This window comes from Nesterenkonia sp. NBAIMH1 (genome assembly GCF_007922635.1).
In the GTDB taxonomy this organism is placed as follows: Bacteria; Actinomycetota; Actinomycetes; order Actinomycetales; family Micrococcaceae; genus Nesterenkonia; species Nesterenkonia pannonica.
This window is the reverse complement of sequence record NZ_CP042335.1, coordinates 1,790,939-1,805,274: the sequence shown is the minus strand read 5'-3', so window position 1 is coordinate 1,805,274 and position 14,336 is coordinate 1,790,939. Positions and strand designations below refer to the sequence as shown.

At 66.4% G+C, this 14,336-nt stretch carries 13 protein-coding genes; 7 read left to right on the top strand and 6 right to left on the bottom strand.

The features are described from left to right. Nucleotides 1–8: 8 nt before the first annotated feature. The 7 genes from ehuD (at nucleotide 9) to purL (ending at nucleotide 7,231) form a co-directional block, all read left to right on the top strand. Nucleotides 9–689 carry an ectoine/hydroxyectoine ABC transporter permease subunit EhuD gene (gene ehuD / locus FS388_RS08600; RefSeq protein ID WP_168198729.1) on the top strand — a complete coding sequence of 227 codons (681 nt, stop codon included), beginning with the start codon at nucleotides 9–11 and terminating at the stop codon, nucleotides 687–689. Continuing rightward, nucleotides 673–1,494 (top strand): ectoine/hydroxyectoine ABC transporter ATP-binding protein EhuA, encoded by an 822-nt coding sequence (gene ehuA, locus FS388_RS08595; protein ID WP_146341046.1) that lies wholly within the window; start codon nucleotides 673–675, stop codon nucleotides 1,492–1,494. Before ehuD ends, ehuA begins: the two co-directional genes overlap by 17 nt. A gap of 79 nt (nucleotides 1,495–1,573) precedes the next feature. Then, nucleotides 1,574–2,857, top strand: coding sequence for an aspartate kinase (locus tag FS388_RS08590; protein ID WP_146341045.1), 1,284 nt, complete (start codon nucleotides 1,574–1,576; stop codon nucleotides 2,855–2,857). 257 nt (nucleotides 2,858–3,114) lie between these two features. Then, nucleotides 3,115–3,783, top strand: coding sequence for an NADPH-dependent F420 reductase (locus FS388_RS08585; protein WP_146341044.1), 669 nt, complete (start codon nucleotides 3,115–3,117; stop codon nucleotides 3,781–3,783). A 39-nt stretch (nucleotides 3,784–3,822) separates the two neighbouring features. Then, the gene (gene purS / locus FS388_RS08580; RefSeq protein WP_146341043.1) at nucleotides 3,823–4,080 is read left to right on the top strand and encodes a phosphoribosylformylglycinamidine synthase subunit PurS; all 258 of its coding nucleotides are present in this window, start codon (nucleotides 3,823–3,825) and stop codon (nucleotides 4,078–4,080) included. Beyond that, on the top strand, nucleotides 4,077–4,859 hold the full coding sequence (purQ, locus tag FS388_RS08575) for a phosphoribosylformylglycinamidine synthase subunit PurQ (RefSeq protein WP_146341042.1): 783 nt from the start codon (nucleotides 4,077–4,079) through the stop codon (nucleotides 4,857–4,859). The genes purS and purQ overlap by 4 nt, the downstream gene beginning before the upstream one ends. Next, nucleotides 4,856–7,231 carry a phosphoribosylformylglycinamidine synthase subunit PurL gene (gene purL, locus FS388_RS08570; RefSeq protein WP_168198661.1) on the top strand — a complete coding sequence of 792 codons (2,376 nt, stop codon included), beginning with the start codon at nucleotides 4,856–4,858 and terminating at the stop codon, nucleotides 7,229–7,231. The genes purQ and purL overlap by 4 nt, the downstream gene beginning before the upstream one ends. Before the next feature lie 6 nt (nucleotides 7,232–7,237). Here purL and FS388_RS08565 read toward each other — a convergent pair whose 3' ends face one another. The 6 genes from FS388_RS08565 to FS388_RS08540 form a co-directional block, all read right to left on the bottom strand. Then, a complete protein-coding gene (locus FS388_RS08565; RefSeq protein WP_146341041.1) occupies nucleotides 7,238–8,191 on the bottom strand; it encodes an L-lactate dehydrogenase in 954 nt (317 codons plus the stop codon). 161 nt (nucleotides 8,192–8,352) lie between these two features. Then, entirely contained in the window at nucleotides 8,353–9,978 is a 1,626-nt protein-coding gene (locus FS388_RS08560; protein ID WP_146341040.1) for a sodium:alanine symporter family protein, read from the bottom strand. Nucleotides 9,979–10,155: 177 nt separating this feature from the next. Beyond that, entirely contained in the window at nucleotides 10,156–11,700 is a 1,545-nt protein-coding gene (gatB, locus tag FS388_RS08555; protein WP_146341039.1) for an Asp-tRNA(Asn)/Glu-tRNA(Gln) amidotransferase subunit GatB, read from the bottom strand. Then, nucleotides 11,700–13,226: an Asp-tRNA(Asn)/Glu-tRNA(Gln) amidotransferase subunit GatA gene (gatA, locus tag FS388_RS08550; RefSeq protein WP_146341038.1), complete on the bottom strand. Its 1,527-nt coding sequence runs from the start codon at nucleotides 13,224–13,226 to the stop codon at nucleotides 11,700–11,702. Before gatA ends, gatB begins: the two co-directional genes overlap by 1 nt. 10 nt (nucleotides 13,227–13,236) lie before the next feature. Then, nucleotides 13,237–13,536, bottom strand: coding sequence for an Asp-tRNA(Asn)/Glu-tRNA(Gln) amidotransferase subunit GatC (gatC, locus tag FS388_RS08545; RefSeq protein ID WP_146341037.1), 300 nt, complete (start codon nucleotides 13,534–13,536; stop codon nucleotides 13,237–13,239). After that, nucleotides 13,537–14,307 (bottom strand): PP2C family serine/threonine-protein phosphatase, encoded by a 771-nt coding sequence (locus FS388_RS08540; protein ID WP_246836157.1) that lies wholly within the window; start codon nucleotides 14,305–14,307, stop codon nucleotides 13,537–13,539. It abuts the gene before it with no gap. Nucleotides 14,308–14,336: the final 29 nt, after the last annotated feature.

Sequence of the window (14,336 nt, the reverse complement as noted above, 5' to 3'; positions counted from 1 at the left end):
ACCCCACCATGGTTGACGAGGAGGAGGTCCGCCAAAGCCCCATATGGGACTGGGACTTCGCGCTGAGCGCCCTTCCCGACATGCTCATGGCGTTCCTCCAGGTCACTCTCGTCGTCACCGTTCTGGGCACACTCATCGCCGCAGTCCTGGGGCTTGTCATCGCCATCCTCATCAGGGTCCTGCCGAGGCCGTTCGCCTGGATAGTGCGCTGGGCCGCCAACTTCATCCGCATGACGCCCATCGTGGTGCAGCTGATCTTCGTGTTCTGGGCCTTCCTGGGGATGATCGACAACCTGTGGATCGGTGTCATCGTCTTCGGCGTCCACTACGCCACGTACATGTCCGAGGTCTACCGGGCCGGGATCGAGTCCGTCCCCAAGGGGCAGTGGGAGGCGACGACCGCGCTGTCCATGTCGGCAGTGCGGACCTGGCGCAGAGTCGTCATCCCGCAGGCGCTGCGCTCCACCGTCCCCTCGCTCGGCAACTACGCGATCTCTATGTTCAAGGACACCCCGTTCCTGCTGGTCATAATGGTGGCCGAGATGGTGACGGTCGCCGGGGAGATCGGAGCGCCGGTCTTCCGCTACACCGAGGTGTACGTCATCGCCGGGCTGATCTTCCTGGCCGCCAGCTATCCGACCGCCGTCCTGGTCAATCGATTGGAGAAGCGTCTTGCCTACGCCCACTGAGACCCCATCCCCCACTCCGGGGAGCCTCAGCACGAATCCGGTGATCGAGTTCGTCGACGTCGAGAAGCGATTCGGCGACAACATCGTCCTCAAGGACCTGAACTTCTCGGTGGCCCGCGGGGAGCGGGTGACCCTCATCGGCCCCTCCGGCTCCGGCAAGACCACCATCCTGCGTCTGGTGATGACGCTGGAGGAGCTCACCGGCGGCTACATCTACATCGACGGGGATCCGCTCACCCACGAGAGCCGCGGCGGCAAGCGGGTGCCGGTGACGAAGAAGCAGCAGAAGAGGCTCCGCACCCGCATCGGCATGGTGTTCCAGCAGTTCAACCTGTTCCCGAACATGACGGTGATGGAGAACATCATTGAAGCGCCCGTCCACGTACTCGGCCGCTCCAAGAAGGAAGCCACGGAGAAGGCCCACAGCCTGCTCGAGCAGGTCGGACTGCCCGACAAGGCCGACGCCCACCCCACCTCGCTCTCCGGAGGGCAGCAGCAGCGCGTGGCCATTGCGCGGGCGCTGGCGATGGACCCCGAGATACTCCTGCTGGACGAGGTCACCTCGGCGCTGGACCCCGAGGTGGTCGGCGATGTGCTCAACATTCTGCGCGACGTCGCAGATGCCACGGACGTGACCATGCTGATCGTCACCCACGAGATGAGCTTCGCCCGCGACGTATCCCACAAAGTGATGATGTTCGACGGAGGGCGCGTCGTGGAGGAGGGGCACCCGGAGAAGATCTTCACCAGCCCGGAGCACGAGCGCACGCAGCGGTTCCTCTCCGCAGTGCTCGGGGACAGATGATCCCGCCCATTATCACGTTCGGCGTCACGACGCACAGCTCCCAGTCAGCTTTCCCGCAGAGTCAGTACACTGCGGTCCCATGAGTCTTATCGTTCAGAAGTACGGCGGCTCCTCAGTCCAGGACGCCGAGTCCATCAAGCGGGTGGCCCGGCGGATCGTAGACACCAAGAACGCGGGCAACCGCGTCGTGGTGGTGGTGTCAGCCATGGGCGACACCACCGACGACCTGCTCGACCTGGCCGCAGACATCTCCGAACAGCCTCCCTTGCGTGAGATGGACATCCTCCTCTCCTCGGGCGAGCGCATGTCTATGGCGCTGCTCGCCATGGCCATCCACGAGCTCGGCGAGCCGGCGCAGTCCTTCACCGGCTCGCAGGCCGGAATGATCACCGAGCCGCACCACGGCAAGGCACGGATCATCGAGGTCTCCCCCGCCCGCGTCAAGGAGTCTGTGGACTCCGGTCACGTCAGCATCGTGGCGGGCTTTCAGGGGATGTCCCGCGAGTCCAAGGACATCACCACCATGGGACGCGGCGGCTCCGACACCACAGCGGTGGCCCTTGCGGCAGCCCTGGACGCCGACGTGTGCGAGATCTACTCGGACGTCGACGGCGTCTTCACCGCCGACCCGCGAGTGGTGAAGTCCGCCCGCAAGCTCGATGTGGTCACCAGCGAGGACATGCTCGAAATGGCCGCGGCCGGGACCAAGGTGCTTCACCTGCGCAGCGTCGAGTACGCACGCCGCTTCGGCGTGAAGCTGCACGTCCGCTCCTCCTTCTCCGACAAGGAGGGCACCTGGGTCATCCCGGATGAGAAAGACAAAGTCACCCTCAAGGAAGGCGATCCCTTGGAACAGCCCATCATCACCGGCGTCTCCCACGACGCAACCGAAGGCAAGCTCACCATCACCGGCGTCCCGGACGTGCCCGGAAAGGCTGCCGAGATCTTCAACCACATCGCCGGTGCGGGCATCAACATCGACATGATCGTCCAGGACGTCTCGGTGGAGCAGCAGACCACCAACATCTCCTTCACCCTCCCGGGCTCCGACGGCGACAAGGCTCAGCGGATCCTTCTGGAGCACAAGGACGTCATCGGCTTCAAGGAGCTGAGCTTCGTGCCGCAGGTCGGCAAGGTGTCCCTGGTGGGCGGCGGCATGCGCAACCACCCCGGCGTCTCGGCGCGGTTCTTCACCGCGCTGCGCGATGCCGGCATCAACATCGGCCTGATCTCGACCTCAGAGATCCGCGTCTCAGTGATCACCGACATTGAGCTGCTCGACAAGGCGGTCGCCGCGATCCACACCGCCTTCGGGCTCGACTCCGATGAGGAAGCGACCGTCTACGCCGGCACCGGGCGCTGAGACCCTCAGCTCACGACGACGAAGGGCCGGGAGGATGTCCTCCCGGCCCTTCGTGCTCAGCGCGATGCGATTCAGCTCCATCCTAGCTGCCGCTCAGCCTCCTGTCAGCCGCCGCCTCCGCCCTGAGCAGTGCCTGAATCCTCCTCGACGCGTATTCTTCTGCCCATCGACCGCTTGCGGGAACAGGATGCGGCGCCTCCGCGTTGTGCTGCGACAGACCATTTCAAATTTTGAATAATCACCGTCGAGGGGATCACATGGGAGAAGGACTGAGCATCGGCATCCTGGGCGCAGGGCGCGTCGGCACCGCGGTGGCGCGGCAGGCCATTCGAGGCGGCCACAGCGTGAGGATCGCAACATCCAAGCCTGCGGACGAGATCCGGCTGCTGACCGAGGTCATCGTCCCCGGCGCCCAGGCCGTCGACAGAGAGGCGCTGCGCGGGTCCGACATCATCGTCGCCGCCGTGCCGCTGCACAAGTACCGCAGCATCGCCGCCGACGTGCTCCAGGGCCACATCGTCATCGACACCATGAACTACTGGGCGCCGGTGGACGGGGTGATGGACGAGTTCGAGGGAGAGACATCGACCTCTGAGGTCATCGCCGAGTTCCTCGGGGACGTTCGCCTGGTCAAGACGCTCAATCACATCGGATACGGGGACCTCGAAGTCGACTCCCACGCCGCAGGGGACCCGAACCGCAGGGCCCTGGCCCTCGCGGGCGACGACCACCAGGCCAAGAGCCTGGTCACCGAGTTCATCGACTCGCTCGGCTACGACGCCATCGACGCTGGACCGCTGGCAGCCGGCAGAGCCTTCGAGAACGGCACCGAGATCTTCAACGGCAGGCACACTCAGGACCAGATGGCGGCGCTGCTGGACCGTCGGGTCTCCGCGACTCCCGAAGCGAGCCTGGATCACCGCTAGACTTGTGCGGTAATCCTTGAGCTACCGCAGGAGACACCAGTGCCGAGAATCGTCGTCGAGGTCATGCCCAAGCCTGAGATCCTGGATCCGCAGGGCAAAGCCATCGTCAGCGCCATGCCCCACCTGGGCTTCACCAGCTTCAGCTCGGTGCGCCAGGGAAAGCGGTTCGAACTGACGGTGGAGGGCGAGGTGACCGAAGAAGTCCTCGAGTCAGCCCGAAGCGCCGCAGCAGACATGCTGTCGAACCCGGTCATCGAAGACGTCGTCTCCGTGCACGTCGAGGAGGATGCCTCTTGAGCTCGGCCGCCCCGCTGATCGGCAGCGTCAGCGCCCAGCCTGCGGAGGCGCTGGACGGAGCCCGCATCGGGGTCGTCACGTTCCCCGGCACCCTGGACGACGGAGATGCCGCTCGCGCCGTCCGCCTGGGAGGCGGCACTGCGGTCCCGCTGTGGCACGCGGACCAGTCCCTGCACGGCGTGGACGCGGTCGTCCTGCCCGGAGGGTTCTCCTACGGCGACTACCTGCGCGCCGGAGCCATCGCCCGCTTCGCACCCGTCATGGAGACCCTGGTGAAGGAGGCGGGCGCTGCCTCGACGTCCTCTGCCCCCCTCCCGGTGCTCGGCATCTGCAACGGGTTCCAGATCCTCACCGAGGCGCACCTGCTGCCGGGATCCATGATCAAGAACGACCACCTGAAGTTCATCTGCTCCGAGCAGGCCCTGCGCGTGGAGAGCACCCGGACGGCGTGGACCAGCCAGTTCACCCAGGATGAGATCATCGCGATCCCGCTGAAGAACCAGGACGGCCAGTACGTCGCCTCATCCGAGGAGCTCGAGCGCCTCGAGGGCGAGGGGCTCGTCACCTTCCGCTACGTGGGCGGAAACCCCAACGGCTCGCGCAACGACATCGCGGGCATCAGCAACGCAGCCGGAAATGTGGTGGGGCTGATGCCCCACCCCGAGCACGCCATTGAGGCCGGATACGGCCCCGACGACGCCACAGGGATGCGCAGCGGAACGGACGGGCTGACCCTGTTCACGTCCGTGCTCTCGTCCCTCGCAGGAGGATCCCAGTGACTGAGCAGAGCGTGAGCGAGCAGACCTTCAACATCGACACGGTCGACCATGCCGCCTCCACCCCGGATGACGAGCTCCCGTGGGCCGATCTGGGCCTGAAGGACAACGAGTACACACGCATCGTCGAGATCCTCGGCCGGCGCCCCACCGCGGCAGAGCTGGCCATGTACTCCGTCATGTGGTCGGAGCACTGCAGCTACAAGTCGTCCAAGGTGCACCTGCGCCAGTTCGGCGAGAAGGTCACCGAGGAGATGAAGCGCGACCTGATGGTCGGCATCGGCGAGAACGCCGGCGTCACCGACCTCGGCGACGGCTGGGCCGTGACCTTCAAGATCGAGTCGCACAACCACCCCAGCTACGTGGAGCCCTACCAGGGCGCCGCGACCGGCATCGGCGGCATCGTCCGCGACATCATCTCCATGGGCGCCAGACCCGTAGGAGTCATGGACCCCCTCCGGTTCGGAGCGATCGACCACCCCGACACCCAGCGGGTGCTGCCCGGCGTGGTCTCCGGGATCGGCGGCTACGGCAACTCGCTGGGCCTGCCCAACATCGGCGGCGAGGTCGTCTTCGACGAGATCTACCAGCAGAACCCGCTGGTGAACGCCCTGGCCGTGGGCGTCATGCGGCACGAGGACCTGCGTCTGGCGAATGCTTCCGGCGTCGGCAACCGTGTGGTGCTCTTCGGCGCGCGCACCGGCGGCGACGGCATCGGCGGCGCTTCCGTGCTCGCCTCCGAATCCTTCGACGACTCCAAGCCCTCCAAGCGCCCGGCTGTGCAGGTGGGCGACCCCTTCGCTGAGAAGGTCCTCATCGAGTGCTGCCTGGAGCTGTTCAAAGGCGAGCTGGTGGAAGGCATCCAGGACCTGGGCGCGGCGGGCATCTCCTGCGCCACCAGCGAGCTGGCCTCCAACGGCGACGGCGGCATGCGCGTGGAACTCACCAACGTGCTCCTGCGGGACCCCACGCTCACGCCCGGAGAGATCCTCATGTCGGAGTCTCAGGAGCGGATGATGGCCGTCGTCACCCCTGAGAACGCCGAAGCGTTCGAGTCGGTCCTGGGCACCTGGGGCGTGGAGTACTCGTGGCTGGGCGAAGTCACCGACACCGGTCGGCTCGTCATCGACTGGAACGGGGAGACCATCGTGGACGTGGACCCCCGCACGGTGGCTCACGACGGACCCGTCTACGAGCGCCCGTACCACCGTCCCGAGTGGCAGGACGAGCTGCAGGCCGACACCTTCCGGTCCTCCGAAGCCTCCGCCGACCTGCCCTCCTCCGCCGAGCAGCTGGGCGAGACGGTGGTGGAGCTGATGTCCCAGCCGAACATGGCTGACGTCTCCTGGATCACCGACCAGTTCGACCGCTTCGTGCGCGGCAACACGGCCCTCTCGCAGCCCGACGACGCCGGTGTCATCCGCGTCGACGATGAGACGGGGCTGGGCGTCGCCCTGGCCACGGACTGCAACGGCCGCTACGCCTACCTGGACCCCTACGAGGGCGCCCGCGCCGCCTTGGCCGAGGCCTACCGGAACGTGGCCACCTCGGGAGCCGTGCCGATGGCCGTCTCGGACTGCCTGAACTTCGGCTCTCCGGAGGACCCGGCGATCATGTGGCAGTTCGCTGAGGCGGTCCGCGGCCTGGCGGACGGCTGCATGGAGCTGGGCGTCCCCGTCACCGGAGGAAACGTCAGCCTGTACAACCAGACCGCCGGCCGGGCCATCCACCCCACCCCCGTGGTGGGCGTGATGGGCAGGTTCGACGACGTCAGCCGTCGCACCCCCTCAGGGCACCAGCGCTGGGCCGACGGTCAGGCCGTCTATCTGCTGGGCGTGACCCGGGATGAGCTGGACGGCTCAGAGTTCGCACGGATGCGCGGACACCTGGGCGGCACTCCCCCGCGGGTGGACCTCGCAGCGGAGAAGACCCTGGGCGAGCTCCTCATCAACGCGTCCCGCGACGGCATGGTCGACGCTGCCCACGACCTCTCCGAAGGGGGCTTGGCGGCCGCGCTTGCGGAGATGAGCCTGCGCTTCGGCGTCGGCGCCCGAGTGGCCATCGACGACCTCTGCGAACGCGACGGCGTAGACGCCTTCACGGCGCTGTTCAGCGAATCGCAGGGCCGTGCGCTCGTCGCCCTGCCGCGCTCGGAGGAGCTGCGCTTCACCGATATGACCAGCGCCCGCGGGTTTCCCGCCCTGCGCATGGGAGTGGTCGATGCGGAGTCAGGCGGCCTGGAGATCTCCGGGCCCTTCGAAGGCGGCAGCTTCGGCATCGCCCTCGACGAGCTGAAGGATGCCTGGAGCAGCGTGCTCCCCCAGCACTTCGACACTCTTCAGCAGGCCACGGAGGCCGTGCGCCAGGAGCCCTGAGTCGTCTCAGACGCCCAGGGACGCCTGCACTGACTTCAGCGCCGCAGCGGAGGCCTGCAGCTGCTCCGCCTCCTCCGAGGAGAACGGGGTGCTGCGGACCGGCTCTGCGCCCCCGGCAGACACCACGGAGGGTATCGACAGGGCCGTGCCTTCGATGCCCAGGAACCCGTCGAGCACGCTGCTGACCGGCAGGATCGCATGCTGGTCCTGGAGGATGGCCTCCACGATCCGCACGGCGGAGAGCCCGATCGCGTAGTTCGTCGCGCCCTTGCCGGCGATCACCTGGTAGGCGGCGCTGCGGACCTGTTCGGTGAGCCCATCGAGCTCGTCGCGGCTGAACACGGGCGCACCGTCACGCTCCCAGTCCAGCAGCGGGGTGGCCCCGATGCTCGCCGCTGACCAGAGGGGAAACTCCGTGTCCCCATGCTCGCCGACGATGTGCGCGTGCACGCTGGACTGCGCGACTCCGGCCCTCTGCGCCAGCTTCCATCGCAGACGCGCCGTATCGAGGACCGTTCCGGAGGAGAAGACCCTCTGGGGAGGCAGCCCGGACAGAGACTGAGCTGCCACGGTGAGCACATCACAGGGATTGGTCACGAGCAGGTAGATCGCATCCGGGGCCCGCTCCAGCAGCTGCGGCATCATCTGCCGCAGAATCTCCACATTCGTGCCCGCCAGGTCCAGCCGGGTCTGGCCGGAGTGCTGCTTCGCGCCTGCGGTGACGACTACGATGTCGGCTCCCTCGATGTGGGCCAGGTCAGCCCCGCCGGCGATGTCGGTGGCGCCGGTGAACTGGCTGCCGTGAGCCAGGTCCAGCACCTCAGCCTCCACCTTGGCCGCGTCGATGTCGTAGAGCCGCACATGACGGGCAGCGCCTCGGATCATAGCGGCATAAGCCGTGGCGGTCCCGACGCTGCCGGCTCCGACGATCGCCAGGGTCGAGTTCTCAATCGCACTCATAGGCTCAGCTTGGCACACGCTCTGCCCGCTGAGGAAGACCTCAGGCTCGGCTCTGCCCCGTCCCCATCCGGAGGCGCACAAAGGGGCGGCGAGCCCCCTTCGTCTCCTCGCAGAGAGGAAGACGTAGGGAGCTCACCGCCCCTTCATGGCAGTGCTGAGGATCAGACGCGCGTGCTGTCCTCCAGCGGAGCCGGGTCCTCGAGCAGCCGGCCGGCCTTGCGGTCAGCCACGTACTGCTTGACCTCTGCCTTGACCTTCGGCGCCAGCACCACCAGGCCGACGACGTTGATGAAGATGCAGAGGAACAGGGCTGCGTCGGCGAACTCCAGGATGGATCCGAAGCTGGTCAGGCAGCCGAGCACCACGAACACCAGAACGATGGCGCGGAAGATGTTGTCCTTCACCGGCGACTTGCCGAAGACGTGGCGCCACGCCTGGGTGCCGTAGTAGGCCCAGGTCACGATGGAGGAGAACGCGAACAGTGCCACACACAGCAGAAGCACGATCGGGAACCAGCCCATCACAGTGGCGAACGCAGCGGAGGTGTCCGCCACAGAGCCGACCTGCTCACCCTCGGAGTGCATCTCGTTGAAGGCAGGGTTCTGCATGCCGATGATGATGACCAGAGCGGTCATGGTGCAGACCACCACAGTGTCGATGAACGGCTCCAGCGAAGCGACGAAGCCCTCCGAGGCGGGCCGACGGGTCTTCGCCGCAGAGTGCGCGATCGGCGCCGAGCCGATGCCCGCCTCGTTGGAGAACGCGGCGCGCTGGGCACCCATGATGATCACGCCGAGGATGCCGCCCGCGATGCCCTCAGGGTTGAAGGCTCCGCCGATGATGGTGCCGATTGCAGTGGGCACTTCGGTGATGTTCACCAGGATGACGATCAGGGCACCGACGACATAGACGATGGCCATGGCGGGGACCAGCCGAGAGGTGACCTTGCCGATGGACCTGATGCCGCCGATGATGACCAGGCCGACCAAGAAGGCGAAGATGATGCCGAAGATCAGTGCGCCTGCGGTGGACGTGAAGAAGTCCTCCAGCGCAGTGCCGCTGAAGTACTGTGTCGAGACCGCCTGAGCCTGCGTCATGGTCTGGTTGGTCTGGTACATGCCGCCGCCGCCGATGCCGAAGGCGATGATGGCGAAGGCGAAGATGCCCGTGATGACCGCAACCACCGGCTGCGGCAGCTTGCCGAATGCGACCTTCAGATACTGGAAGGGACCGCCGTGGACGATTCCGTCCTCATCGATGTAGCGGTACTTCACACCCAGCGTAGCTTCGACGAACTTGGTGGCCATGCCGCACAGGCCGATCAGAATCATCCAGAAGGTGGCGCCGGGGCCGCCCAATGAGATGGCTGCGGCCACACCCGCGATATTTCCGAGTCCGACCGTGGCCGAGAGCGCGGAGGTCAGGGCCTGGAAGTGGGGGACCTCGCCAGGGTCGTCATCCCGGGAGTACTTGCCGCGGACTACCTCAAGCGCGGTCTTGAACCCGGTGAACTGGACACCCTTGAAGTAGATGGTGAATCCGATGGCCGCCAGGACGGACCATACGACCACCAGCAGAATGCCCTGACCGTCGTACTCAGGCCCCCAGAAGATGATGCTGCCGAACCAGTCGGCGACGACGCCGAAGTTGCTGTCGATCTGACATGCGACGTCATCGAGGAAGGTTTCTCTGACGGCCGGGTCGCAGGACGCCGGGTCAGTCTCGGGGTCGAAGCCTGCGCCGGTGTCGGCGTCGGCTCCTTCAGCCAGGAGAGTTCCTGTGCTCATATCGTTCTCATCCCCTCGGATGGTGGTGGGCGAGTGGTGCAGCTGGGAGGGTTTTCACAGCGTTGCGCCAAAGAGTACCGAAAGAGCTGTTTCAAATGCGTTACTAAATGAAAGAGATCCAGGTCACACCCTACAGGCGGTCCTGGATCTCCTCCGAGCGGCAGTGCCGAGCACCGTTCAGCCTTCTATGCCGAGCCTCTCCAGCACGATGGCACGCACCTTCCCCGCGTCGGCCTGGCCCTTCGTCTCCTTCATGACTGGGCCGATGAGCGCGCCGACGGCTTTGAGCTTTCCGCCCCTGACCTTCTCCACGACGTCAGGATTCTCATCCATAGCCTTCTCCACAGCGGCTGTCAGGGCCCCGTCGTCCGACACCACCTCCAGACCGCGGTGCGAGACGATCTCTGCCGGAGTGCCCTCACCGTCGACGTGATGCTCCAGCACCTGCCGGGCAAGCTTGTCGTTGATCCGCCCCTCCTCGATGAGCCGGTGCAGCTCCACGATCGTCGCAGGCGTGACGCCCAGCTCGACGGGCTCCACACCTCGGGCGTTCGCCAGGCGGGAGATCTCGCCCATCCACCACTTGCGGGCTGTGGCCGGGCTTGCCCCATGGGCCACAGTCTCCTCGATCTCGTCGAGGAGGTCGGCGGCGACGACGTCCCGGAACTCCTTGTCGGCATAGCCCCATGCCTCTCGCAGCCGCCTCCGGCGAGCTGCGGGAGGCTCAGGGAGCTGCGCGCGGAGCTCTTCGACCCATGCTGACGTGGTCACGATCGGAACCAGATCAGGCTCCGGGAAGTAGCGGTAGTCATCCGCATCAGACTTGGGCCGCCCGGACGAGGTGGTCCGGGACGTCTCCAGCCAATGGCGCGTCTCCTGAACGATGCTGCCTCCGGCCTCAAGGATGCCGGCGTGGCGCCGGATCTCATAGTGGACCGTGTGCTCGACGGCGCGCATGGAGTTCACGTTCTTGGTCTCAGAGCGCGTGCCGAACGTCTCTGCACCCCGGGGCATCAGGGAGACGTTGGCGTCGCATCGGACGTTTCCGTGCTCCATCTTGGCGTCGGAGATGTTGAGCGACCTGACGATGTCGCGCACGGCGGCCACGTAGGCGCGTGCGATCTCGGGGGCCCTCCTGCCGGCTCCGGTGATCGGCTTGGTGACGATCTCGATCAGCGGCACGCCGGTGCGGTTGTAGTCGACGAGCGAGTAGTCGGCCCCCTGGATGCGGCCCGAGGTGCCCGCGTGGGTCAGCTTGCCGGCGTCCTCCTCCATGTGCGCGCGCTCGATCTCCACGCGGAAGATCTCACCGTCGTCGAGCTCGACGTCGAGCCATCCCTCGTAGGCGATGGGCTCGTCGTACTGGGAGGTCTGCCAGTTCTTGGGCAGGTCCGGGTAGAAGTACTGCTTCCGTGCGAAGCGGCAGTATTCGGCGATGGAGCAGTTCAGGGCGAGCCCCAGCCGGATGGCCGACTCCACGGCCTTGCCGTTGACCACCGGCAGAGTGCCGGGGAGGCCGAGGTCGACCTCGTTGACGTTGGTGTTGGCCTCGTCGCCGAATGCGTTCGGAGCCGAGGAGAACATCTTGGACTTGGTGTTCAGCTCAACGTGCACTTCGAAGCCGAGCACCGGCTCGTACTTCTCGAGCGCCTCATCGAAGCTCAGGGGAGCGGCGTCGACGCGTGCTGCGGCGTCGGCCTGCACAGTGGGTGTCTCGGTCATCACTTGACCTCCTCGAGGTCGGGGATCTGCTGCCAGATGGCTTCGCCCTTCTCGCCCAGCAGGTGCTCCAGGGCGCCCGCTGCGTGATAGGCACGGATGTCCTGGCGCGCGGGGGCGAGGAACTGGATTCCGACGGGCAGGCCCTCGGCCAGTCCCGCGGGAATGGAGATGCCGGGGATGCCGGCGAGGTTCGCCGGGATCGTCGCGACGTCGTTGAGATACATCGCCAGCGGGTCGTCCATCTTCTCCCCCAGCTTGAAAGGCACCGTGGGCGCCGTGGGGCAGATGAGCACGTCAGCCTGGTCGAAGGAACGGTCGAAGTCCCTCTGGATGAGCGTCCTGATCTTCTGGGCCGAACCGTAGTAGGCGTCGTAGTAGCCCGCCGAGAGGGCATAGGTTCCGAGCACGATCCGGCGCTTCACCTCTTCGCCGAAGCCGGCAGCACGGCTCGCAGCCATCACACGCTCGATGGTGACGGGCCCCTCCTCGGGCAGCGCACGGCTGCCGTACCGGACGCCGTCGTACCGGGCCAGGTTGGAGGATGCCTCCGACGGCATGATCAGGTAGTACGCGCCCAGGGCGTAGTCGAAGCTCGGGCAGTCCACCTCGACGATCTCCGCTCCGGCTTCGCGCAGCGAGTCCAAGGACGACTGGAACGCATCGAGCACGCCCTGCTCGTAGCCCTCGCCGTGAGACAGCTGCTTGATGACCCCGATGCGCATTCCGGTGATGTCGTGGGTGCTTGCGGCCTTCGCGAACTCCGGGACGTCATCCGGCAGTGAGGTGGAGTCCTTCGGGTCGTGTCCGCCGATCAGTTCGTGGAGCAGAGCGGCGTCCTGCACGGTGCGGGCGCACGGACCGATCTGGTCCAGCGAGGAGGCCATGGCAATGGCCCCGTACCGGGACACGCCACCGTATGTGGGCTTGGTCCCCACCGTTCCGGTGAACGCGGCCGGCTCCCTGATGGAGCCGCCGGTGTCGGTGCCCAGCGCCAGAGGAGCCTCGAAGGCGGCGACCGCTGCGGCCGAACCGCCTCCCGAGCCTCCCGGGATTCGGCTGACGTCCCACGGGTTGCGCGTGATTCCGTAGGCCGAGTGCTCGGTGGAGGATCCCATGGCGAACTCGTCGAGGTTGGTCTTTCCCAGGATGGGAAGCTTCGCCTCGCGGATCTTCTCGATGACGGTGGCGTCGTAGGGGCTCATCCATCCTTCGAGCATCTTGGACGCCGCGGTGGTGGGCTGGCCCTTGGTCACGATGAGGTCCTTCACCGCGATCGGCACGCCGGCCAGCGGGTGCAGCGCCTCGGCCTCCGGGCCTCCGGCCTCACGGATGCGGTCCACCTCTGCCGCGACCTCGAGGGCCTCCTCGGAGTTGACGTGCAGGAACGCATTCACAGTGGGCTCCACCTCTGCGATGCGGTCCAGGTGGGACTGCGTGAGCTCCACCGACGTGATCTCGCGGGAGAGGAGCTTCGAAGCCATCTCGACGGCGGTGAGCCTGACGAGCGGGTGTGCTTGAACGGTCATGTGTAGAGGATCACTCCTGATCGAGAATGGCAGGAACCTTGAAGCGGCCGTCTTCGGCGTCGGGGGCGTTGGCCAGAGACTGCTCCGGGGTGAACGTGTGCCCGATGACGTCGTCGCGGAAGACGTTGGTGAGCGGAATGGGGTGGCTGGTGGCGGGGATGTCCTCACCAGCGGCCTCCTGGACCGTCTTCACCGCATCCACAATCTCAGCCAGCTCAGCGACCGTGCGGTCAAGCTCACCCTCAGTCATCGCGATGTGGGCAAGCTTGGCAAGATGCTCGACGTCGGCGCGCGAGATCTCCTCTGACATTCAGTTCCCTTCTTTGACGTCTACGAGTACGACCGTGACATTATCCCTGCCGCCCGAGCGCAGGGATCGGTGTATGAGCCAGTCCACGGTCTCCTGGGCGCTGTGATCGGCGTTGAGGATCGCTGCGATCTGCTGATCCGTCAGCTCTCCGGTGAGCCCGTCGGAGCAGATGAGGAGCCGCTGGCCCGGAGTCACGGTGGCGGTGGAGAAGTCGGCGCCCCAGACGTCGCCGGCCCCCAGGGCACGAGTGATGACGTTGCGCTGCGGGTGGCTGTGCATCTCCTCCGCGGTGATCATCCCGGAGTCTACGAGGTCCTGGACCTGCGAGTGGTCCCTGGTCAGGCGGATGAGCGCCCCGTCGTTGAGCAGGTAGGTGCGGGAGTCCCCGATGTTGAAGACCAGCCACTGCCACTGGGAGGAGCTTCCTCCGGTGGGGGCCTCCACCACGGCAGCCCCGGAGAGGGTGGTGCCCGCCTTGGAGTCGGTCGCCTGCCGGATCCGGCGGTCTGCCTCGTCGAGGAACTCCTGGATCTCCGACTCGCTCACCTCGCCGCGCGCACGCTCCCAGCCTTCGGCCAGCGCCTGGACGGCGAGGGAGGAGGCGACTTCGCCGGCCTCATGGCCGCCCATGCCGTCGGCGACGGCGAAGAGGCCGTCGGTCACCACGTACGAGTCTTCGTTGAGCTCACGGCGCAGCCCGACGTGCGAGCCGTAACCGTAGTCGACGTACGGCCCTTGGAGGGCTTCGGTGCTGTCGTCGCTCAGAGTCACTCTCCCATCTTGTCACGGATCGTTGCCGG

Excerpts from the sequence above, each read along its gene's own strand:
- ehuD (WP_168198729.1), top strand. The coding sequence starts at position 9 with ATGGTTGACGAGGAGGAGGTCCGCCAAAGCCCCATATGGGACTGGGAC.
- FS388_RS08590 (WP_146341045.1), top strand. The coding sequence starts at position 1,574 with ATGAGTCTTATCGTTCAGAAGTACGGCGGCTCCTCAGTCCAGGACGCC.
- FS388_RS08585 (WP_146341044.1), top strand. The coding sequence starts at position 3,115 with ATGGGAGAAGGACTGAGCATCGGCATCCTGGGCGCAGGGCGCGTCGGC.
- FS388_RS08565 (WP_146341041.1), bottom strand. The coding sequence starts at position 8,191 with ATGAGTGCGATTGAGAACTCGACCCTGGCGATCGTCGGAGCCGGCAGC.
- FS388_RS08560 (WP_146341040.1), bottom strand. The coding sequence starts at position 9,978 with ATGAGCACAGGAACTCTCCTGGCTGAAGGAGCCGACGCCGACACCGGC.
- gatB (WP_146341039.1), bottom strand. The coding sequence starts at position 11,700 with ATGACCGAGACACCCACTGTGCAGGCCGACGCCGCAGCACGCGTCGAC.
- gatA (WP_146341038.1), bottom strand. The coding sequence starts at position 13,226 with ATGACCGTTCAAGCACACCCGCTCGTCAGGCTCACCGCCGTCGAGATG.
- gatC (WP_146341037.1), bottom strand. The coding sequence starts at position 13,536 with ATGTCAGAGGAGATCTCGCGCGCCGACGTCGAGCATCTTGCCAAGCTT.